The sequence below is a fragment of the Gemmatimonadota bacterium genome (assembly GCA_026705765.1).
Classification (GTDB): Bacteria; Latescibacterota; UBA2968; order UBA2968; family UBA2968; genus VXRD01.
The window spans coordinates 1-23,355 of record JAPPAB010000048.1; the positions used below are offsets into that span (position 1 = coordinate 1).

21 protein-coding genes and 1 pseudogene are annotated in these 23,355 nt (G+C 51.5%); 16 read left to right on the forward strand and 6 right to left on the reverse strand.

From position 1 onward, the window contains the following. Positions 1-137: 137 nt before the first annotated feature. Positions 138-353 carry a hypothetical protein gene (locus tag OXH16_05965; protein MCY3680922.1) on the forward strand — a complete coding sequence of 72 codons (216 nt, stop codon included), beginning with the start codon at positions 138-140 and terminating at the stop codon, positions 351-353. Positions 354-861: 508 nt separating this feature from the next. On the opposite strand, the gene OXH16_05970 is transcribed toward OXH16_05965, so the two are convergent. The 3 genes from OXH16_05970 to OXH16_05980 all read right to left on the reverse strand — a co-directional run bounded on the left by OXH16_05970 (position 862) and on the right by OXH16_05980 (position 4,766). After that, positions 862-2,205, reverse strand: a complete 1,344-nt coding sequence (locus OXH16_05970; protein ID MCY3680923.1) for an ATP-binding protein — start codon at positions 2,203-2,205, stop codon at positions 862-864. Continuing rightward, positions 2,195-3,577, reverse strand: coding sequence for a sigma-54 dependent transcriptional regulator (locus OXH16_05975; GenBank protein MCY3680924.1), 1,383 nt, complete (start codon positions 3,575-3,577; stop codon positions 2,195-2,197). Before OXH16_05975 ends, OXH16_05970 begins: the two co-directional genes overlap by 11 nt. Before the next feature lie 94 nt (positions 3,578-3,671). Further along, positions 3,672-4,766: a lactonase family protein gene (locus OXH16_05980; protein ID MCY3680925.1), complete on the reverse strand. Its 1,095-nt coding sequence runs from the start codon at positions 4,764-4,766 to the stop codon at positions 3,672-3,674. Between the two features lie 175 nt (positions 4,767-4,941). Between OXH16_05980 and OXH16_05985 the strand changes: the two genes are divergently transcribed. From OXH16_05985 to OXH16_06005, 5 genes are read left to right on the forward strand one after another with little or no spacing between them, the layout of a single operon-like run. Next, the gene (locus OXH16_05985) at positions 4,942-6,336 is read left to right on the forward strand and encodes a sulfatase-like hydrolase/transferase (GenBank protein ID MCY3680926.1); all 1,395 of its coding nucleotides are present in this window, start codon (positions 4,942-4,944) and stop codon (positions 6,334-6,336) included. A gap of 22 nt (positions 6,337-6,358) precedes the next feature. Continuing rightward, positions 6,359-7,204, forward strand: coding sequence for a phytanoyl-CoA dioxygenase family protein (locus tag OXH16_05990; GenBank protein MCY3680927.1), 846 nt, complete (start codon positions 6,359-6,361; stop codon positions 7,202-7,204). 15 nt (positions 7,205-7,219) lie between these two features. Continuing rightward, positions 7,220-7,978: a phytanoyl-CoA dioxygenase family protein gene (locus OXH16_05995; GenBank protein ID MCY3680928.1), complete on the forward strand. Its 759-nt coding sequence runs from the start codon at positions 7,220-7,222 to the stop codon at positions 7,976-7,978. Positions 7,979-7,993: 15 nt separating this feature from the next. After that, positions 7,994-8,659 carry a ThuA domain-containing protein gene (locus tag OXH16_06000; protein ID MCY3680929.1) on the forward strand — a complete coding sequence of 222 codons (666 nt, stop codon included), beginning with the start codon at positions 7,994-7,996 and terminating at the stop codon, positions 8,657-8,659. A 1-nt stretch (position 8,660) separates the two neighbouring features. Further along, complete coding sequence (locus OXH16_06005; GenBank protein ID MCY3680930.1) at positions 8,661-9,626, forward strand: D-2-hydroxyacid dehydrogenase; 966 nt, start codon at positions 8,661-8,663, stop codon at positions 9,624-9,626. A gap of 1 nt (position 9,627) precedes the next feature. On the opposite strand, the gene OXH16_06010 is transcribed toward OXH16_06005, so the two are convergent. Continuing rightward, complete coding sequence (locus OXH16_06010; protein ID MCY3680931.1) at positions 9,628-10,524, reverse strand: SMP-30/gluconolactonase/LRE family protein; 897 nt, start codon at positions 10,522-10,524, stop codon at positions 9,628-9,630. A 297-nt stretch (positions 10,525-10,821) separates the two neighbouring features. Here OXH16_06010 and OXH16_06015 point away from each other — a divergent pair. From OXH16_06015 to OXH16_06060, 10 genes and pseudogenes are all read left to right on the forward strand, one after another. Next, positions 10,822-11,684, forward strand: a pseudogene (locus OXH16_06015) (Fic family protein). 103 nt (positions 11,685-11,787) lie between these two features. Beyond that, positions 11,788-13,239 (forward strand): alanine/glycine:cation symporter family protein, encoded by a 1,452-nt coding sequence (locus tag OXH16_06020; protein ID MCY3680932.1) that lies wholly within the window; start codon positions 11,788-11,790, stop codon positions 13,237-13,239. Between the two features lie 92 nt (positions 13,240-13,331). Continuing rightward, a complete protein-coding gene (locus OXH16_06025; protein ID MCY3680933.1) occupies positions 13,332-14,051 on the forward strand; it encodes a phospholipase D family protein in 720 nt (239 codons plus the stop codon). Further along, positions 14,044-14,778 (forward strand): hypothetical protein, encoded by a 735-nt coding sequence (locus tag OXH16_06030; GenBank protein ID MCY3680934.1) that lies wholly within the window; start codon positions 14,044-14,046, stop codon positions 14,776-14,778. Before OXH16_06025 ends, OXH16_06030 begins: the two co-directional genes overlap by 8 nt. Before the next feature lie 18 nt (positions 14,779-14,796). Continuing rightward, positions 14,797-14,991, forward strand: a complete 195-nt coding sequence (locus tag OXH16_06035) for a hypothetical protein (GenBank protein MCY3680935.1) — start codon at positions 14,797-14,799, stop codon at positions 14,989-14,991. A 192-nt stretch (positions 14,992-15,183) separates the two neighbouring features. Further along, positions 15,184-16,071 (forward strand): HipA domain-containing protein, encoded by an 888-nt coding sequence (locus tag OXH16_06040; GenBank protein MCY3680936.1) that lies wholly within the window; start codon positions 15,184-15,186, stop codon positions 16,069-16,071. 1 nt (position 16,072) lies between these two features. Continuing rightward, the gene (locus tag OXH16_06045; protein MCY3680937.1) at positions 16,073-16,822 is read left to right on the forward strand and encodes a DNA-binding protein; all 750 of its coding nucleotides are present in this window, start codon (positions 16,073-16,075) and stop codon (positions 16,820-16,822) included. Between the two features lie 77 nt (positions 16,823-16,899). Beyond that, a complete protein-coding gene (locus OXH16_06050; GenBank protein MCY3680938.1) occupies positions 16,900-18,279 on the forward strand; it encodes an MFS transporter in 1,380 nt (459 codons plus the stop codon). Positions 18,280-18,412: 133 nt separating this feature from the next. Then, complete coding sequence (locus OXH16_06055; protein ID MCY3680939.1) at positions 18,413-18,790, forward strand: GntR family transcriptional regulator; 378 nt, start codon at positions 18,413-18,415, stop codon at positions 18,788-18,790. Next, positions 18,787-19,698, forward strand: coding sequence for a slipin family protein (locus tag OXH16_06060; protein MCY3680940.1), 912 nt, complete (start codon positions 18,787-18,789; stop codon positions 19,696-19,698). Before OXH16_06055 ends, OXH16_06060 begins: the two co-directional genes overlap by 4 nt. 60 nt (positions 19,699-19,758) lie before the next feature. On the opposite strand, the gene OXH16_06065 is transcribed toward OXH16_06060, so the two are convergent. Continuing rightward, positions 19,759-20,589, reverse strand: coding sequence for a DUF4249 family protein (locus OXH16_06065; GenBank protein ID MCY3680941.1), 831 nt, complete (start codon positions 20,587-20,589; stop codon positions 19,759-19,761). Between the two features lie 14 nt (positions 20,590-20,603). Beyond that, positions 20,604-23,057, reverse strand: coding sequence for a TonB-dependent receptor (locus tag OXH16_06070; protein MCY3680942.1), 2,454 nt, complete (start codon positions 23,055-23,057; stop codon positions 20,604-20,606). Positions 23,058-23,355: the final 298 nt, after the last annotated feature.

Sequence of the window (23,355 nt, forward strand, 5' to 3'; positions counted from 1 at the left end):
AAGTCGAATTTGTAGCTCAAGATGGCTACACCTATGCCCTTATAACATGTGAGGGTAAAGACCTCCTTCCATTACGCGAAAAACGGAAAGTGTACGACACCGTAGCTATTTCTGCTGAATCGTAGTTTATTTTTTATATGAAAGTCCAGAAATTCACTCTGATTATCGCTCCCGATTCGACAGAAGAAGAAGCGGATAAACTCTACGGCGTTATTGACGATGGGACACTTGCCACGATCGCCAATATTCCTCAAATTCATTTTCATCGAGAAGCGACAACAATGGATAGTGCAATTCGATCAGCAATAGCCGATGTGACATCTCTGGGTCTGGATGTTCTGCGCGTTGAGTGAGCCAGAAAATAGGAGACCTGGCCGTGTCGTTCTTAAAGTTGACCTTGCCGATACTTGCGATGTTTGTGCTTGGTGGTTGCTGTGAGAGAGACCCAGAAACAGGGCGATGTGTAGGGTGGGAGGACTATCCCACAGCCCCTGAGTCTGGTGGCGGTAGCCGTGCATTTTTTCAAAAGAGCGACTGTATTTCGGTTACTGTTCGCATAGAGGACTGCTCGGGTACGAGAGGCGTATTTTCATACACCATGCAAAACGCTTGCGAGAGTAGTTACACTGTTCGGATTGCAAGCGCAGAGGGTAGATGGACAACCGCTTCTTTTTCGATAGACAAAGGCGAAACACGAACAGGAAGTTTTACCAAAACAGATTCCGCACCATGTTCAGGCAGTTTTTTCGTAGAGGCTTATTACTGATTCTGCTGAATCGTAGTTTATTTTTTTAAGAGAGAATAGCAAAAGCCGATGTCTAAATGACATCGGCTTTTATTTTTGTAAACACCACTTACTATTCAAAACCTCAACGTAAACACCGTCTCTTCTTCCGGCTTAGACTGAACACTAATCGTACCGCGATGAACGCGCATAATCTGTCTGGAAAGTGCGAGACCAATACCCGAACCATCGCGTTTGGTCGTGAAAAACGGAATAAAAATGCGCTCCTGCACATCTTCCAAAATACCCGGCCCATTGTCTTGCACGCGGATGACAACCCGGCCTCGCCCATCGAGTTGTGCCGAGAGATCCATGCGGGCATTGGAACGACCTGCAAGAGCTTGCACGGCATTCCGCATCAAATTGATCAACACCTGCTCAATGAAATCGGGATCGGCGGTAAGCTCCAGCGTCCTGGGATCAATTGCCGTGTACAGAGCAATATCATTCTTATCGCACTCACTCTGCATCAGAAACACAACGCGGGCAAAAAGTTCGGAAATCTGAAAAATTTGAAAATCGGGACGCGATATGTGCGTAAGTTGGCGATACGCCTCGACAAAATGGAGAAGCCCTTCGCTGCGCGACTGAATCGTTTCCAGAGCCGTGTGAACATCGGGCAACGTATCGGGATCAAGCGATGAAGCATGTGCAGAATCGGGCAAAAGACCGCGCACTGTAGAAGCCAGAGAAGAAATGGGCGTGATAGAATTCATAATCTCATGGGTCAAAACCCGAATCAGCTTTTGCCACGCCTCCATCTCCTGTTCTTCAAGTTCGGTCTGAATATTTTGAATAGACGCCAAAATAAAAGACTCGCCCCGCATCCGCAGTTCAGTCGCATAGACGATAATCTGGAGCAGTTCGTCCTCATCCTGAATTTTGACCAGCGTCTTATCGCCCGAGCGAAGTTTGAGCAGCGCCTCTGAAAACGCCTTACTAACCGCCTCCAATTCGCGCACATCGCGCATATGGGGCTTGCGAAGCAACCGCTGCGCCGCCGTATTCATCAGTTCAATCCGACCTTCGGGCGTATAGCAAATCAGACCAATGCCCACATGCTGGACAACGGTCTGGAGATACTGAAAATTCTCTTCTCTTTCTGCGCGCGTCTTGCGAAAAGCCTCGAGCACCTCGTTAAACGCATCCTTGAGATTGTTATACGCCGACCCCAACCCGGCACCCGTAAAAGATTGGGTAAAATCCTCATAGCGAATCGCCTGCAAAAATCGCGTGAGATCGCGCTGCGTGCGCTCTACATAGTGTATAAGTGCCCAGGTCTGATAGAGCACACACACACCAATAATAGCAAGCGTGGCGTAGTATTCACTAAAAAAAAGACAATAAAAGAAAAGACAGGTGGTGATACACAGAAGAGCCACGCGCAAAATACATATCAGGCGAAAGTGTTTATAAGCCATGCTTTTCGAGCCTGCGATAAAGCGCGCTACGCGTAAGACCGAGTTCACGCGCTGCGTGACTGATATTGCCGCGGTGCTTCTCAATCGCCTTGCGGATAACGGTTTTCTCCACATATTCGAGATTGAAGTCGTCAAAATGAATATCGTCACCTGCGGCGGGTACGGAAACGCTAAGCGGAAAATCCAGCGGTTGCAAAATGCCATTTTCGTTCATAATCACAGCCCGCTCAATCGCGTGCTGCAATTCGCGGATATTGCCCGGCCATGTGTAATTCACAAGATGCTCAAGTGCTGCTGACTGAATAGCAATACCCGGTTTATTGTACTTCTGACCGTACGTCTCGAGAAACACCTCAACCAGCAGGGGAATATCGTCAAGGCGGTCGCGCAGAGGCGGCAGATGGAGTTCGACAGTATTGATGCGATACAGAAGATCTTGTCGAAAATCATTGCGGGCCACCATATCGTGAATCGGCATATTGGTCGCGCAGATCAGCCGCACATCAATATCAATAGGTCGGTTGGTACCCAGACGAATGACCGTGCGGTTTTCAAGTGCCGTCAGCAGCTTGGCCTGGAGCGGCAATGAGAGATTGCCAATTTCATCCAAAAAAAGCGTGCCACCCGACGCGATTTCAAAACGCCCGGCGCGGTCTTCTCTCGCATCTGTAAAAGCCCCTTTTTTGTGCCCAAAAAGCTCGCTCTCAAAAAGACTCTCTGAAACAGCGCCGAGATCAACGCGGATAAACGCCTCTGACGCGCGCCGGGATCGACGGTGCAGGGCGCGGGCAACAGCATCTTTCCCGGTCCCATTCTCTCCAAGGATCAACACATTCGCATCGGTAGCACCCACTTTTTGAATCGTATCAAAAACCTCGCACATGGCCCGCGATGTACCCACCATATCGGAAAATTGACCGTCGAGATCGGCGCGAAGCTGTTCTTGTTCGGCGCGCAACTGATTGACCTCGAGCCGTGACCGCCGCAACCGCACAGCAGAAGAAAGTGTCGCGAGCAACTTTTCATTTTGCCACGGCTTGAGCACAAAATCCGTCGCACCCTCTTTGATCGCTTGCACAGCCGTTTCAACGCCACCATAAGCCGTAATGAGAATCACCACCGCCGAAGAATCAATCTCGAGAATGCGACTCAACCAGTTAAACCCCTCTTTGCCCGACGTAGCGTCCTGTTCAAAATTCATATCGAGCAAAATCACATCATACGTATCATTTTGCAACAAACCGGGAATGCGGTTGGGATCCGCCTCAGTATCAACGCGTTCGGCATACTGCTTGAGCAAGAGTTGCGCTGCCACCAGAACATCGCGGTCATCGTCAACAATGAGAATTTTGTTGAAAGATTTCGATTCCATAACAGCCTCGACCAGGCGACCACAGGGGGTCGCCCCTACAAATAACACCACCGCGGGACGGCCTCTATGCCGTCCCGACCACTTCTCGCCCCTTTTATTTTCCCAATTTGAGAATCATAATCCACATCGGTTGCTCACCCACATCATAAACTTTGAGCGGCGTGAGACCGCCCGTCTCTTTATCGATGCGATACCCGGCCATCTTATCTGATTGTTGACCCGCTGCAAAGAGGAAATTGCCTTCGGGATCGAGATTGAAAGGACGGGGGATGGGTTCCGTAGGCGTCTGCCCCAATGATTCGAGAGAGCCGTCATCCTGCACAGCGTAGCCCGCGATACTATTGTGTCCGCGATTGGAGATATACAGAAACTTGCCCGAAGGATGAATGTGGATTTGGGCGCAGGTATTGCGCTCCGTAAACCCCTCTGGCAGTGTTGAAAGCGTTTGGCGGGGCGCAAGCGTCCCCTTATCCGGGTTAAAATCATACACCGTAACACTGGACCCATTTTCATTCGCAACATAAACCACATCTAAAGTCGGGTGAAACTCGTAATGCCGCGGACCCTCGCCATAAACCGCATCGACTTTCACGACCTCATTAGGCGCCAACTCACCTGTGGTCTCATCAAAGGTAAATTGATAAATAGCATTGACCGGCATCGTATGCGGCACAAACAGGAATTGATTGGAAGGATCGGGAAAAAAGCAATGCGCGTGTTCATCCGTAGGAATCCACTGGCGATGCGGCGCAAGCACAGCCCCATCTTTGTCAATCGCATTGATCGCGACCGCGCCCTCGCCGTAATACGCAGAAAAAAGATACCGTCCAGTTTTATCCGTACTGATATAACAAGAACCGCCATCAAAAGGCGCAGTGGCAACATGCTCGAGCGCGCCAGTTTCAGGATCAATTTTATAAGTAACGAGCTCTTTGGACTGGCGCAACGCCGCATAGAGATATTTTTGTCGCGGATCCGTGCAAAGCGGACCAATACCGCCTTTGGCGGGAACTTCTTCAACAAGCGTGAGGTCGCCGGTATCGGGATCCATATCATAGCGCAAGAGCTTCTTGTCTTTAGATACAGCGACGTACATGTGATACTTCATACTGGAATCCTTTCTATTGGATTGTTGGGCAAACAAACTGCCCGTTAATGTGACCAGGAAAAGAAAAAAAATTGTTTTCATGGACGCACCTCCAAAAAAGTGGTCGTTATTTGTCCCAATATAGCATTGGATGAAATGGATACAAAGCAGAAAGGAACACCTGCTATAGAGAGGTTCTCGACGGGCTTGACATTGTGACAAGAGCAAAGTTTATTGCTCGGTTGAAACCCTCTTACACCTTCCTCAGGAGAAATATATGAGCAACCAAAAACCCAACATCCTCTTCTTTTTTACTGACGACCAGCGATTTGACACCATTCGCGCGCTGGGCAATACAGATGTGCAAACACCCGTTCTGGATCGCCTCGTGGCACAGGGCACGACCTTTACACACGCACACATACCCGGCGGCACATCGGGTGCAATATGCATGCCCAGCCGCGCCATGTTGCACACGGGACGCACGCTCTTTCACCTCGACGGCGCGGGCCAGGGCATTCCCAACGACCACGTAATGCTGGGCGAACATCTGCAAGCCAACGGCTATCGCACATGGGGCACGGGCAAATGGCACAACGGACCCGCTTCTTTTGCGCGCAGCTTTTCAGACGGCGCAGAGATCTTTTTCGGGGGCATGGACGACCACTGGAACGTACCCGCATTTAATCACGACCCCACCGGCAAATACGACTCCGTACTCCTGCAGTGCCCGAACCCCAACCAATCAAACACCTTAAAAATCCGAAAAGGCGACCACGTAACCGCAGGCAAACACTCCAGCGAATTATTTGCCGAAGGCGCAATTGACTGGCTGGAAAAATACGACACCGACAACCCATTCTTTATGTACATCTCATTCATGGCACCCCACGACCCGCGCACAATGCCGCAAAAATATCTGGACATGTACGACCCCGAAGACATACCGCTCCCCGAGAATTTTATGGGCGGACACCCATTTGACAATGGCGACCTGAAAGTGCGCGATGAAGTCCTCGAAGATTTTCCTCGCGACCCCTACAAAGTGCGTCAACACATTGCCGAATACTACGCCATGATCACGCATTTAGACGCGCAGATGGGGCGCGTACTCGACACAATAAGCGCGTGCGGAATGGCAAATAATACCATCGTCGTCTTTGCCGGGGATAATGGACTCGCCGTGGGGCAGCACGGGCTATTCGGCAAACAGAACATGTACGAACACAGCGTGCGCGTACCCCTGATATTTTCCGGACCGGGCGTACCCGCGGGACAAAGACGATCCGCCTATGTGTACTTACACGATATATTCCCAACCCTGTGCGACTTAATCGGCACCAGCACACCGGACTCCGTGGAAGGCACCAGCCTGGTATCGGCACTCAACAACGGCGATGAACAGGTGCGCGACACCCTGTTCTCTGCGTATCGCGAGTGGCAGCGCATGGTAAAAGACAACAGGTATAAACTCATCGAATACGCCGTAAATGGACGCCGCACAACACAGCTATTCGATCTGGAAAACGACCCACTGGAACTGCACAATCTCGCAGACGACAAAGCGCACGCCAGCAAAGTAGCTGACCTGCGAGAAGTGCTTTTTAAATGGCGCGACGACTGGGACGATGCGAAAAGCGAATGGGGAAAAACATTTTGGGAAGCGTTTTAAAACAAGCGGAAAGGAGACCACCATGGACGTTTCATCTCTGGCGCATAGCCTGACAGAAGAAGAGCGATTGCAGTTTGACCGCGATGGGTATTTAATTATCGAAAATGCTCTCGATCCCGACCACGTCGCGCGCCTGTGCGCCGTGATCGATCGCATAGATGCCGAAACGCGTCCCAAACAAGGCATAGATAAACTCGGGCGCTTGAGCGTCAGAGACTTCATCGGCCTCGACTGGGAATTTGTCGAACTGGTAGATTGGCCCAGGACCATCGCAAAAGTGTGGGATATCTTGAGCTGGAACTTGCAAATCTACCACTCGCACCTCAACGTCACCCCCCCGGTATCAAACGGAACAGGAGGAAAGAATCTGCGCTGGCATCAAGACAGTGCCCTGCTCAATCAGGAATTAGAAACAGACCCCCGCCCCCGCATCTCAATCAAAGTAGCCTACTTTTTAACAGACTGCAGCGAAGATGGTCGGGGCAACTTTTACATCATACCGGGCAGCCATTTGATCAACGACTACGACTTTCCCAACGGCGACCGCACATCCGAACCCAAAGATGCAATACCCGTGCTCGTCAAGCCGGGAACAGCCGTATTTTTTGATCGCAGACTCTGGCACTCGGTAAGCGCAAATTACTGGACAGAAGCGCGTCGGGCACTCTTTTACGGATATAGCTATCGCTGGTTCCGTCCCCGCGATGACGTAACGATGGATCACTGGTGGGACCGATTGGATCCCATCCGCAAACAATTATTTGGCAACGCGCCAACCGGCGGATATGGATTCACCTCTCCCACTGACGAAGACGTACCCCTGCGCGGATGGCTATCTGAACACCTGGGCGAAGAAGCCATAGCATAGTATGAGGATCGGATTATGGAATGGGAACCCATTTTTCACGACTTTACATTCGGCGAATCCGAACGGGAAGAAATGGACCGCGAAGGACACATTGCTTTCCCTGGACTGCTGAAAGACGACGCACGGGAAAAGTTGACAGAATCCCTGTCCTATATCGAATCACTCAGACCACAGGCCAAAGAAGGCCATGAACCCAATCGGTTCGCCGCTGAATTTGACTGGTATCTCGAAAGCCTGATCGGCCATCCCCAAATGCTCAGACTGGCGCGAGATATTCTGGGCGAAAATATTCGGTATGATCACTGCGTCAGCCTGAACCGCCCCGGGGGCAACCGCGGAACACACTGGCACACACATGGGTATGGAGAAGAAGACCCCAGCCTGGGATTTGTTCGCATCTTCTTTTACGTCAACGGATTTGAACCCGACGACGGCGGATTAAAAGTCGTACCCGGCAGCCATCTGTTCCGCGAAAAAATCGCGCGTATAGACTCAGACAAAGCATTGCAAGAACAATGGCTCAGCGGAAAAACCCACCCAATAACGGGTGAATCCCTCCAGATACATGCGCCCTCTATGCCACCTGGAACCGTAATCGCCATGTGGACATTTGCCGCTCACGGCGTAAACCCGCGACAGCCGGGCAGTGATACGCGGTGGTGCGTGGTATATGCCTATCGCAATCCCGGCCTGCCGTCAAATGCGCGATGGATATCTGAAGAATACGAAAAACGCCGCATTCGCGGCGCCGAGGGACTGTTGAGCCTTTATTAAACAGAAAGGAAAAACATGAACATCTTATTCCTGCGGCATTCAGCGGGATTTGAACACAGCTATTTGCCCGATGCAGAAGTGGCTCTGAAAGCAATCGGCAAAAAGAACGGATGGCGGGTTTTAACCACGCATCGGTTGGACCGCATTTCCGCTGAGAACCTGGAAAAATTTGACATCCTCGCATTTGCGACCACCGGGAACCTGCCCTTTACCGACGAACAAAAAACCGCGATCCTGAACTTTGTCCGCAACGGCAAATCATTCTTCGGCATACACAACGCAACCGACACATGCTATGACTGGCCCGAATACGGCGAAATGCTCGGCGGATGGTTCAACGGCCACCCCTGGCACCACGAAGTGGGAATCATCGTCGAAGACACCAACCACCCCGCAACAAAAATGCTGGGCGACTATTTTCGGGTAACAGATGAAATCTACACATTCAAAAATTACGACCGCAACAAGACCCATGTCTTAATGCGGATCGACAACGAAACCGTAGATCTGGAAAAAGGCAACCGCGAAGATAACGACTACGCCATGGGCTGGTGCCACGAATACGGCAAAGGCCGCGTCATGTACACCGCCCTGGGACACCCCGATGCCCTGTGGCACGAAGACTGGTTCCACGCGCACATCACGGGATGTATCAAATGGGCTGCAAGATTGGAGAATTAAAATGCCAAAATTTGTATTCATGCCACCGCAGGACGACCTCAAGCGCGCATTCGCCACCCGCCTGTCGGACGAACTCCCCGAATACGACGTCGTATCACCCGAAACCGACAAAGACGCCATAGAGACAATACGCGACGCCGACGCCGCATTCGGCTGGATACCGCCCGACGCACTCGCCGTCGCCGAAAAACTCGCCTGGCTGCACAATCCAGACGCGGGACCCTTCTTCGGATACTACTACAGAGAACTGACCCAACACCCGCTGACCATCACAAATCCCCGCGGCATATACTTCGACCACATATCCCACCACATCCTCATGTTCCTGCTCGCACTGGCGCGCGGGCTACCGTGGTATGTGGACGCACAGCGGCGCAGAGAATGGGACAAGAACGCGCGCAAATCCCCGTACATAGACCTCGCCGGCGCAACAGCCCTCATCAACGGCGTCGGGGGCATCGGACACGAGACAGCGCGCCTGTGCAATGAACTGGGAATGACCGTCATCGGCATCGAACCCCGGCCCGAATACGAACTGCCCTACGTCGAATTCCACACCCCGGACAAAATTGACACACTTCTGCCACTCGCGGACTTTGTGATCACAACCGTCCCACACACACCCGAAACCGAAGGCATGTTCGACGCGCGACGCTTCGCCCTGATGAAACCCTCGGCGTACTTCATCAACATCGGCCGCGGCAAAGTGTGCAAAATAGACGACCTCGCCAACGCCATCGAATCCGGCACAATAGCGGGCGCTGGCCTGGACGTATTCGAACAAGAGCCACTGCCCTCCGACCACAAGCTGTGGGGCTTGCCCAACGTACTGATGACCCCCCACATTGCCGTCCGAGACGCCGGCAACATAAACGCGCGACGCTATGAAATCCTCATCGACAACGCCCGTCGCTTCCTCGCGGGTGAAGAACTGACCAATGTCGTGGATAAGTCAAAGTGGTATTAGCCTATCCCAACCCCTTGAGATGTGTGCGCGCGCGGTACAAATACCCATCTATAGCCGTGACATAGAGCGACTGCAAATCTTCATCGCCAAACGCACAATTGGTCGGATTAATCGGAAAAGGATGTGCTTCGAGCACCTCTCCGTCGGGCGCAAAAACGTAAATCATCGGACCGGGACCGCCATCGGGCCAACCCGCACTCGCGACAATATTGAGATCCTCATCCAACCTCATACCGTCTATACCCCGATTAGCACCAAAATCGTGGAGCACTTCACAGGCACCCAGCGACCCATCTTCCGCAATCGGATAAGCCCGCAATTCCCGAGGCGTCTCGGGAAGATAATCGCTCTGCGCCACATACAGGGTCTTCATATCCGGCGTAACAATCAGACCATTGGGCTTTGTCGTATCAAAAGTCATCCGCACAGTCGTGTACGTCCCATCATCCTGGGGATCAGCCCGATACACCGATTCGTGACCGATATCCATACATGACTTATCATCGCCATATCTCGGATCCGTGAACCAGACCCGGCCCTTTGCATCCACCACGAGATCATTGGGACTGTTAAAACGGTTGCCCTCAAAATTGTCGGAAATCACCGTCGTCGAACCATCGCTTTCATACCGCGCAATGCGACGTCCGGGACCATCCACAAACCTGTCACCACTCGGATCAAACGTACCCTCTGCGCCATAGACCCGACCCTCTGCATCAGTAGTCAGACCATTTGCCCGGTTCGTACCCGTGCGCCACTCGTCGCAAACACCCGTCCTGTGATCGTAGCGCATCGCGCGATCTCCCGGCATATCTGTAAACAACAGCGCATCGCCTACCCACACCGGACCCTCGGTAAACCCAAACGGACCCGCCACCTGCTCAAAATTCCATTCCATAAGGCTCTCCTTTGCTTCACATAAAATTGCGCGATCTCGCCCCCAACATACGCGATTGCTCGCATGAAGGAAAGTGTGAAGTGTGAAGGAGGAAGTGTGAAGTGAAAGGCACTCGTCATCGCGGTATGATGTTGAGCCGCGATCCAGTTGTGGGGATGTGTGGGGGCGTCTCACGTTTTAAGTTTTACATCTCACCGCTTTTAACCGCTAATTGCAATATGAAGGGTGGCGCAATTTCGCATGATTCAGTACATTGATGCATGCATGCTTTGCAATATCGACCACCCTATATAAACAATGAAAATCGAAAAACCACCATACACAATCACCCCGGACATTCTCTTTCGCATTGAAGAAATCGGTGAAGCGATTGGTCGCGCAACGGGCATCTCGCAGGACTTGCGCCTGCGACGCATCAATCGCATCCTCACGATTCGCGGATCCCTCGCCATTGAAGGCAATATCCTCAGCGAAGAACAGGTCTCCACCATACTCGACGGCAAGCCCGTTATCGCGCCACTCAGAGACATACAGGAAGCCCGCAACGCCATCAAAGCCTACGACCAATACCAGCAGTGGAACCCCGCCAGCGAAGCCGACCTGCTGCGTGCTCACGAAATCCTGATGATCGGTCTATTAGATGCGCCCGGACAATATCGCCGCAAAGACATTGGCGTTATGGGCGGCGGCGAAGTCCATCACATCGGCCCGCCTCCCAGTCGCGTGCCACAACTCATGGCAAACTTGCTGGCATGGCTGGGCAGCACCGATGAGCACCCACTAATCGCCAGTTCGGTCTTCCACTACGAATTTGAGTTCATTCACCCCTTTGAAGATGGCAACGGACGGATGGGACGACTCTGGCAAACCCTCATACTGACCCGCTGGAAACCCCTGTTCGCCCACATCTCCGTAGAAAGCCTGGTCCATGCCCGACAAAGCGACTACTACAAAGCCATCAGACAGAGTTCGTCAGAAGGCGAAAGCACGCCATTCATTGCGTTCATGCTGGAGATTATTCTGGATGCAACAACTACATTCGCCCGGCAATCTCTGCAGAACTCGTGGAAATGACCGTTCCCGACAAGCCGACGAGCAGCAAGCAGAAGTACCGATTGACAGCCAAGGGGCGAAAACTCCTGGCTGAATTAGCAAATTGATGCCTGCGTCAACGGAGAGTGTTGACCTATTCAGTAAGCGTATATGCCATCGTCAGAATGCTCGATAAATACGCTTTCACGACCTTCGAATGTGTATTCGGCTATGAAGGCATTAGAAATTGACGAGACCATTAACAATGCCACTGCGCCAATTGCGGAGGTGATTGGCCAGTTTGTCTTTTTTAAAATTTCCGTGGCTGACGCGGAGTTGCCATTGGTGGTGTTGTGGCTTGTCGCTGGCGCAGTATTTTTTACTTTTTACACCGGCTTCATTGGTATCCGCGGCTTCAAGCATGCCCTCCAACTGGTGCGCGGCGATTACACCGACCCCAACAGCAAAGGCGAAGTCTCCCACCTTCAGGCACTGGCCACAGCAGTGGCGGGAACTGTCGGCATCGGCAACATCGGTGGCGTCGCAGTAGCGGTAACCGTTGGCGGACCAGGGGCGACATTTTGGCTGATTGTGGCGGGCTTTTTGGGCATGTCCACGAAGTTCATTGAATGCACGCTGGGCGTCAAATACCGAAATGAAAACCCGGACCATTCGGTGTCGGGCGGCCCGATGTACTACCTCAGAAAAGGATTTTCAGCCCGCGGCATGGACAACTTTGGCAAACTGATCGGCGGCTTTTACGCGATGGGGATTTCAATAGGCGCACTGGGCATAGGCAACATGTTTCAATCCAATCAGGCGTATGTGCAACTCAACCACATGACCGGCGGAATGCTGGACGGATTGGGCTGGCTGGTCGGCATTATTTTGGGCGCAGTGGTCTTTGCCGTGATTATCGGAGGGATTAAGTCTATCGCCAGAGTTACAGAAAAAATCGTCCCTTCTATGGCAGTCCTTTACTGCTTTTTTTCTCTTATCACGATTCTGCTCAACGCATCGGCACTGCCCGTCGCCATCGGCAACATCTTTGGGGGTGCATTCACCGGCGAAGGTGTCGCTGGCGGCGTGGTGGGAACGATGATTATCGGCTTCCAACGCGCGGTGTTCTCCAATGAAGCCGGCATTGGATCGGCTGCCATCGCCCACTCGTCGGTCAAGACAAACGAGCCCATCACAGAAGGGATTGTGTCGTTGTTGGAGCCTTTTATTGATACCATCGTCATCTGCACGATCACCGCTCTGGTCATTGCCACAACGCAGGTTATCGCACCCGATTTTGCTGGCGACGCAACGGGCGTGGCCATGACGTCTGTGGCCTTTGAGCGACAATTTTCGTGGTTTCCCATTCCGCTGGCTTTTGCCGCTGTGCTATTCGCCTTTTCCACGATGATTTCCTGGTCCTATTATGGATTAAAAGGTTGGACCTATTTGTTTGGTGAAAGCGCACACAGGCAAAACGTGTACAAAATCATTTTTTGCCTCTGTGTTGTTTTGGGATGCATGGTGCAATTGGGGCCCCTGCTGGATATTTCCGACGCGCTGGTGTTTTTGATTTGTGTGCCGAATATTTTGGGGCTGTATTTCCTGGCACCCATCGTCAAGCATGAAATGGGTTCGTATTTTGCACGCCTGAAAAGCGGAGAAATTAAAAAATTTATGTGAGGAATTGAGTACGAGATATTTTCATGATGCTGGCAGCCTGGTGTGCAGGCACATCGCAAAAGTGATGTGTGTATCAACGGAGAATTAGAAACATGGATACCCGACAGAACATGCTATTCGACGACCCCAGCGAGAGCCAGATGTCATTTGGAATGGATGACGGAAGTGGCCTTCGTGTGGTCAGCGCGAGATTCAATTCAGAGAAGAAATTTGACTGGGACGTATTCGATGGATTCGACAGCTTGCGGGTGTTGACCTATTCAGTAAGCGTGGATGCCATCCTGAGAATGCTCGATAAATACGCTTTCAAGACCTTCGAATGTGTATTCGGCTATGAAGGCATTATCCGCGATATGAAAGACATTCTCGCGTTTCAGAAAACAGTGGTCAGCGATACTCGCGCCGCAATCATGAACCTCAAAGACGAACGGCACATACAAATTCTCGAAAAAGTACATTCGGGACAAGCTCACTTCAGAGTTTTGAGAAAGTCCATAGCCCACGCAAAGCTCTACCTGCTATCCAATCCTGATGGCCGAAAACGAGTAATAATCGGATCCGCCAACCTCTCGGAACGGGCATTTTCCGGCGATCAACCAGAGACACTGGTCATGTTCGACAATGATGAGAAAGCCTATGAACACTACAATAATATGTTCAACACCATCCGAGACTCCGCATCAGACGAAATCGAGCTACCCGATGAGAAAATAACGCGGTCAGAAATAGAAATTCAAGAAACCCCACCTATGAACAACGGACCGACTTCGCGGATTGCAGGCGTCGTACAAACGCTTTCCCGTTGTGTTTGATGATATAGGACAACGCGCCTTCAACCAGTACGGCAAGGATATGATCAAAGAGGAATTACAACCCCCAGTTTCCGAATATCCGTGCTTTATACTCGCAATGAATGCGGAACCCCAATCATTTCCCGACGAAATCGTTAAACGCAGCCTGATGATATACACCACAACTGCGCTACCCTCTCACGAAGAGGAAACCCGGCAGCGTTTGCAAGGCGATGTACAGAAGATACGTAACAGTCTGACGGGACATCTCTATAAACGATACCTCGCAGAAATTATGGATCGCATTGACCCTGGACACCTCCCAGATGATTGGTTAGCAATTTCATCTCAGGTTATAAGCGACATCATATCTGAAGGAACAGGCAAAACACCGCCCCAATGGTGTCGCAAAGTAACCTGGCAAAACTATGCGGAAAAGCGATACGACAGAGTCAAAGCAGCCCTCGAAAGCCTATTGCGTCCGGCGTCCTATGTAAAAAAAGAAGGCGAGGCATCCAAAGGATGGACAATTGACGGAGAGAAAATCATCGTCTGGGAACCACGCGATGCCTTTGGGAGACGTGCATTCAACTGGGAGGATGTTCCCTCTACACTAATTGACCAGGACGCCAGCCACGGCGACACGACAATCTTGCATAAGACCAGCTTGCAGAGATTTATAGGCCACACCCTCTACCCGCCTGGCAAACTGAATAAAATAAAGAGTTTGTTCAGTTATCGTTCCTGAAATCACAGGACACAACAAATGAAAAAAGAAAAACATCAAATCCCTGTGTCCAAACTGGACGACCCCGACATGCAAGCGACACCCGCCGCGCTCATACGCGCCGCCAAACGCGCACATTTAATCGCGCATCAGACCGGCACCAAAGTTGTGGTCATGCGCGATGGTAAAGTCGTAGAAATTGATCCAGATCCTGAAATGTACAACGACATTTAAAATAGAATATATCTACCCATATAGATGGGCAAGGGTGGCAAGATTTCGCATGATTCGCTACATTTATTGTATAGCGGCGTTTCAACGCTTCGGGACGAATTGAGTACGGGGTATTTTCATGATACTGACAGCCTGGCGAATTGTGCAGGTGTAGGCGCATTGCGTATGTTGATAGAGAATCGGAACTGACGCATGTCTGACGAATACCCAATAGTTATAGTAGAACCAGAATGGGTTATTAACCCTGAGGAAATGGGGGGTAAAACGAAGTTCTGGTATAGTAAGCCTGATGATAATACAAACTGGCTATTCAAGCACCCTCGACCAAACACAGGAGAACACTGGGCAGAGAAGATAGCCGCCGAGGTTGCCTCTGTGATAGGGATTACACACGCGAAGGTAGAATTGGCGGAGTTTCAAGGTGAGCGCGGTTCGGTGACAGAATCGTTTGCTCTTGGGGGTCGGGAGTTGTTCCACGGTAATGAGTTGTTGGAAATAACGATAGAGGATTACGATCCAACGGTGAGATTCCACCATTCGCATCATACACTGAAGAATATTTGGCTGGCACTGGAGCGCATCTTCGAGCAACCCGAAGCTACCGAAAATGCTAAACTCTTATTCGCGGAGTATTTAGTACTGGATGCTATAATTGGTAACACAGACCGTCATCACGAGAACTGGGGCATACTTCGGCGGCGGGCAGGTGATGAAGGGAGGGGTTTCATAGCACCTTCTTATGACCACGCATCATCGCTGGGCCGGGAACTTCGGGATGAACGCCGCGATAGGCTGATGGTCGAGAATCGCGTAGGAGACTATGCGGAAAGAGGACGCGGTGCAATTTACTGGTCAGAAGACGAGCGACATGGCTCCAGTCCGCTGGAGTTAGTACGACGTGCGGCCCCCACCTATCCAGACCTTTTTCATTCTGCAATTTTGAAACTGGAGAAATTCGACAAGGATTCTTTGTCTAAAATTGTGAATCGCGTACCCACTGATTGGATGACGTCCTCAGCCCGCACATTCGCGATTGCGCTGATGAACTATAATTGTGAACAACTGAGGAGACTTATCTGATATGAGCACAAAAACTTTATTCCTGGCGTGGCAGGACAAAGTACGGAGCCATCAATGGTTCCCGATTGGTCGGCTGGATGCAGATGTCGAGCTTCCGGAGTATCGTTTCCGCTATACGGGCGGGGCTGCCCGGGCACAGCAAGAGTTGAAATATCCGCCCCTTCCAAGCTTTCCTCAACTGCATAGAGATTACCGATCCTCAGCACTATTTTACCTGTTCCAGAACCGGGTTATGAAACCGAACAGACCGGACTTCGCCGATCATGTTCAGCGACTTGACCTACCTGAAAGTGCCGATCCATTCGAGATGCTATCGGTAAGCGGTGGCTATCGGGTAACCGACGATTACGAGGTCTTTCCAAAACTGGTCAAAGCCAAAGATGGAAGTTTTGTCTGTCGATTTTTCCTGCACGGATGGCGACACACAAGCCTCCCCGCGCAAGAACGACTGAATGCGCTGAAGCCGGGAGAAGAACTTTATGTAACACTGGAACTGACCAATCCAGTGACTGGTCTGGCCGTGCAACTCCAGACAACGGACTACCACATGATTGGCTGGACCCCGCGTTATCTCGTTTCCGAGATGGCGAGGGCAATGACCGAATCGCCCGGTGAGTACATGGCGCATGTGGTGAGGGTCAATCCCCCACCTTCTCCGATGACACAGCGCGTTTTGGTTGAAATGTGCGGTCGTTGGGATGGATATGAACCGATGGAAAGTGAGGATTTTCAACCTTTGGTTGGGGATTGATCGTTTATTACAAGTATTGATTTTACTGGATTACTGGCGTTAACGACAGGCAAAAACTTCTGGATCGTGGCTCAAGCATGCCCCTGCATGATTTAAGCAGGGGACCATGCCGCGATGACGGGTCCTATCACTTCACACTTCCTACTTCTCACTTCACCATGCCCAAAACCACCCACCGAAAAACCATCATCTCGTGGATGATGTATGACTTTGCGAACTCGTCCTTTGCCAACAACGTCACCACATTTATCTACGCGGCGTTCTTTACCAAAGTCATCGCTGAAAATGAAATCATAGGCACCGCCTTATGGTCTCGCGGCGTCGGCATCATCATGCTCGTCGTCGCACTGCTATCACCACCCCTCGGCGCGCTCTCTGACCAGGGCGGATATCGCAAACGCTTTTTAATATTCTTCACATTTCTCGCCGTCATCTTCACCGCCCTGCTCTATTTCCCGCAACAAGGGCAAGCCATCTATGCACTAACCCTCTACATCATCGCCTGTATCTGCTTTGAAATGGGCATCGTATTTTACAACGCCTTCTTGCCAGACATTGCCCCACCCGAACGCATCGGTCGCATATCGGGACAGGCATGGGGCGTGGGATATTTCGGGGGCCTGCTCTCAATGGCCGTCCTCATGGTCGGCTTTGTATCCGCAGAAACCCCGTGGTTTGGCCTCACCAAAGAAACCCATGCACACATCCGGGCGACAAACATCGGCGTTGCAATCTGGTTTGCCATCTTCAGCCTCCCAGCCCTCTTCTATTTACCCCAAACACCTGCGCGACAAACCGGCGACAAACTCAGTTTGACCGCGTCCTACCGACGCATCCTCCAAACCTTCCGCGAACTCCAGCGCTACCGGGAAATCTTCAAACTCCTGCTCGCACGCCTCGTCTATAACGACGGCCTGATCACCGTCTTTGCATTTGGCGGCATTTATGCGGCAGGCACATTTGGATTCACATTTGAAGAAGTCCTCTTCTTCGGCATCATCGTCAACATCGCAGCCGGCATCGGCGCATGGTGTTTTGGGTACCTGGACGACCGCCTGGGCGGCAAACTCACCATCCAGATCACCCTCGTCGGATTCGTCATCGCAGCGATCATCGCCGTCGTACCCCAGGAAAAAATCTGGTTCTGGGTCGCGGGCATTCTCGTCGGCTTATTTGCCGGACCAAACCAATCGGCCAGTCGGTCCCTCATGGGGCGTTTTGTCCCCCAAAACAAAGAAACCGAATTCTACGGCTTCTACGCCTTCTCGGGAAAAGCCACCGCATTTCTCGGTCCCCTCCTCATGGGCGTCATCACACAAGCCTTTGGATCCCAGCGCTACGGCATGGCAACCGTGGGCCTGTTCTTCATCATAGGCGGCCTCCTCTTGCGCAGCGTTGACGAACAAAAGGGCATCCGCATGGCGCGTCAAGAAACGCCATCGGAAACAGACGCCTGACGCTGGATCACCCTACCCGAAATACTTCAAAATAGAAATTCCCCTTGACAATCACTTGTCACATTGTCATATTTTACTATGACAATAAGACGATATGACAAGCGTATTCTAAAACGTGAGGTATAATCCCAAGATGAATTTTGAATTAGACCCCAAAAGTGGTATCCCTTTCTATCGCCAGATCATTGACCAGATTCGTTATGGCATTGCTGCTGGCAAATTGAATGTAGGAGACCAATTGCCCACCGTTCGCGCGCTGGCCGTAGAACTCAAGGTCAACCTCAACACCATCAGCAAAGCCTACAGGGAACTGGAAATCAAAAATATTCTGGAAACCCAGCAGGGATCCGGAACATTTATTGCGCCAGTAAAAGTAGAGATTCCCGACAACGAAAAAGAAAAAAAGCTGACTGGTATATGCAATGAATTCCAGAGCATCGCCGCGGCCTATGGATTCAACCTTGCAGACTTGATCAAAGAACTACAACAACGACGAAGGAGCAGACCATGAACGATAAAATTCCCCTGAACAAGCATATCAATCTCGTCTCGATCTTCATTTTCCTCATCTTCACACTGGCAAACGCAATCCTGCTCTATCTGGACCTGATTTCTTTAACCATTGCTCTGATCGGACTGGCTGCTACGCTATTCATTGCCGCCACATTGAAAATCTCTGACCAGTGGGAAAAAGCCGTGGTCTTGCGTATGGGAAAATTTATTGGATTAAAAGGTCCCGGTTGGTTTCTCATCATTCCCATCATCGACCGGGTCGATAAATATATCGACCAGCGAGTCCGGGTTACTGACATTAGAGCCGACTCTACACTGACAAAAGACACTGTCCCGGTCAATGTCGATGCCGTCGTCTATTGGACCGTTTGGGATGCTGAAAAAGCCGCCCTCGAAGTGCAGGAATACGAATACGCCGTCTCACTCGTCGCCCGGACTGGCCTGCGCGACATCATCGGCAAACACGAATTGGCAGATCTCCTGCAAAATCGAGAAAAGATCGCCGAAGCATTGCAACAGGCCCTCGACGAAACGACCAGTTCCTGGGGCATTACCTGTCAAAGTGTCGGCATCAAAGACATCGTCATACCACCCGATCTCGCAGACGCCATGAGCAAGCAAGCCCAGGCAGAAAGAGAACGCCAGGCCCGGATCATCCTGGGCACAGCCGAAACCGAAATCTCAGAAAAATTCTCCCAAGCCAGCGAAAACTATCACAATAACCCCGTCGCCCTTCAACTGCGCGGTATGAACATGCTCTTTGAAGGACTAAAAGAAAAAGGCTCTCTGGTAATCGTACCGAGTTCTGCCCTGGAATCAATGAACTTGGGAGCCATTGGTGGACTGACAGCCCTTGCCGAGAACAACACAAACCAGACACCCGACCCGACTGAAGAGACGGCTTAAACACCATCAGGAACAAAAAAAGCCGCTCAAACGAGCGGCTTTTGCGTTAGGGACGAGGAATCACTCCACCCGAAAAACCACAGAATCCGCGGCCATAGAAGCGAACAAACCAATACCCCCCTTCACATGAAACTGTGGCTCATCCAACGCCGCTTCATCCTGCGCGCTCGAAATCAAATAATCGCCGTAATTCTCATCCAGCGCATAGACCAGAAATGAATATATACCATAATACGAAAACTGTCTCGGATTTAAGGACAACGAGCGCCCCTGCAAAAAACGCCATTGATCTGCCCGGGCAATACTATCCCGCAACGCGCCCAGCCCTGTGGTATCTACTCCGCCGCCAAAACCCCCGCCAAATCTTCCAAACTGAGTCGCCAGCGGAATTTGCTCCAACAGTTCCACAGACTTGCGCGTCGTAACATATCCCCCCTTTGTCTCCCCCTCCCATGTAACCCGATACGCATCGCCCCCAATCAGCAACGAAGACGCACCCGAAACCTGCGGTGCAACCGGCACCGTCGTCTGCGCTGTCGCCGTACCCAACCCCGTCGTAACAGACAGATGATAGGTCTTACCAGACTCAATAATCAAATCCGACTGCTCGTAATAACCCGGCTTATCCACCACAGGTGACAACTCGTACGACACCCCATCCACCTCAATCGTCACCAGCGCATCGGACAGCGCACTCGCCTCCCGATCATACACACTGGAAAGCGGCATGGTCGTACCCACAAACAAATCGGACACAGGGCTCCCCGCCCGCAAAAAACCCTCGACATAAACCGTCTCTCGAAACTCCCCCAACGACTCAGTCGGCGCCGTGCTACAACCCCCAGCACCAAGACCGAGAACAAAACAAAATATCCATTGTATTTTTCTCATCCCAGGATCCTCTCTCACATATTAAAACGAAAACCAACACTCGGCAAAATCGGCTGCAGAAGCACATCCTGCACCTGAATCTCCGGCTCAGTCGCATCAAACGAGCGATACCACACATTGCGTCGATTATAGACATTGAACACACTGAACACCAGCTGCCCACCAACGCCGCCCCACCTGAAATCGCGCGTAATACCCAGATCCATGCGGTGATAAGCTGGCAATCGATAGGCATTCTTTTCTGACACATGCACATAGGGAATGGACTGCCCCGTTGGCTGCTGCACCTCATAGCGCGCCTCCGGAAGCGTATATGCCTGCCCCGTACCATAAACCCAATTGGCATTCAGATTCCAGCCCCTACCCAGATAATAATCCGTCACAACAGAAACATCGTGGCGCCGGTCGTACTTTGGCGGAAACGAATTGCCCTGGTTCAAAGCGGCAAAAGTGTGCTCTGTCTTACTCAACGTATAGCCAATCCAACCCTTCAAACGCCCCTCAGTCTTCCGAAGCAAAAACTCCCCACCATAAGATCTTCCCGAACCAGTGGCGAACAAATCAGACAGCGGCGTCGAATTGCTCAGACGGACCTGGGACTGAAACTCCACCAGATCGTCCATATCCTTGTGATAAAACTCCAGATCAACCTGCCAGCTTTCGCCCGGCGTCAACATAAGGCCAAACGCATTGTGAACGGCTTTCCCCGGCGTCAAAGTCTCATCCACCGGCAACCACATATCCGTCGTATAAGTATTGGCCTCAATCGAAATCAAATTGACAAACTGGTGATAAATGCCCCAACCGCCCTTAAACGCGATCCTGTCATCCAATTGAAACAAACCCGCCACGCGCGGAGACCATCGGGTATAATTGCCACTTTGAAAATGACTCACCCGCACCCCAGGCGTCAACTCCAGACGTCCCCAACGCATCGTATGCTCGAGAAAACCCGTCTGATAAAAAGACGACGTATTAATCTGTGACCGGGTCGAATCTCCCACGCCCTGCTTGTAAAAAGCGTCATACGATGTAAACTGGGCACCCACGCGCGTCGTGTGAAAAGGACCCGAATAAAGATCAAACGTCAACTTGGCCGTCAAATCATTCAACTCATTATTGCGATTCAATGCAAAACCGCGCCGCCCGCCTCCACCTTGCCCTGCCTGATCACTATTGGCAGCCTCGTTTTGATTGGTCGCAACATCAAAATTGGACAAGTATCGACTCGCCGAAACCTGCACATTACCGATCAAATTATCCGTGTATAGATGCAACCACTTAAACCGCGCAATCCGATTGCCCCAATCCATGAGCTGATCGCGCGTCTGCTCTCGAAAAGACGGCAGCGACAGATTCAGCGCATCATTGCCCATATATCCACTCACCGAAACCCGGTCATTGTCAGACACATCCAGATTCAGCTTGAAATTCGTATCGTAGAACCCGTAATCCTGCCCAAAATCGCTCGTCTGCTGCTGAAAATTGAACCGCGCCTGCCCAAAGCGTCCCCCACCTTGCCGTCCCCCAAAGCCACCGCCTCTCAATCCCCCCGGCCCACCACCAGTAACTGGAGCCGTGCCAATGGTGCCAATGCGCGTACTGAACATCTCATCCACGATATGATCAAACAGAGGCGAATTTAAAACCTCTTGATACGTGCGCCGCCCCGAAAACATCCACGAACCGCGATCGCCCACTGGCCCGCCAACCGTCAACCCGGCACTGATCAAATCCATGGACGCCCGCGCATCAAAAGACTTCCTGTTGCCATCCAAATTTGTAATATCCAGCACACTCGACAAGCGGTCGCCATACCGCGCGGGAAACGTCCCCTTAATCAGTGTGACATCCTTCAAGGCATCGGGATTAAACGTGCTAAAAAACCCAAACAAATGATTCGGATTATAGACCACCACATCATCTAACAGAATCAAATTTTGCCCCGGCGTCCCCCCGCGCACATACAAACCCGCGGAATTTTCACTCGCGGCCTGCACGCCCGGAAGCAATTGAATCCCGCGCATCAAATCGGGCTGCCCCACCGTCGGAATGCGCGCCAGTTCTGTCACCCGCGTGCCAAACGCACTCACAGGCGTCACCTCAGTCGGCGCCACGCGCTCGCCTATGGCTTCGATCTCCTCACCCATCAATTCCGCAGGCTCCAACTCAATCACAATCCGCGCAGTCTCGCCCTGTATAACCACGACCTGAACAGACCGGCTCTCATAGCCGATATAACTCGCCGAAACCCTGTGCGACCCCGGCGACAGATTCCCAATCACAAAATAACCGGCCTTATCCGTCGCCACACCAATGTGCAAACTGTCAATCACAACATTGGCATTCGGCAACGTCTCGCCATTGGAAGCATCGCGCACCGTACCCCGTACCGCACCCTGCCCATACGCCTGTGTACTGATGGCAAGACATACAACGCACAAAAACAACTGCACAATCCTCTTCATGGTCTCTCCTTTTCCCCTCCCGAGGACGGTTTAAAAAACCTCCCTTCTGACATTTCTTAGATTCACACACGGGTCCTCTCGTTCCCCATTTTCTGTACGAAAATTGTAAGACTCTGTTAAAGTCTGTAAAACAAAGCACGCCCATTTTTAAATGGACGTGCTTTATACTTCAAGTTGTAAATAGATGATCAATTGACAATCACAAACAGGCCCTTCTGGATCTGACCCTCACTCGAGGGATGGTGCGACTCAATCGCCCAGATATACGTACCCGCATTCAGACGACCGCGCGTATTGG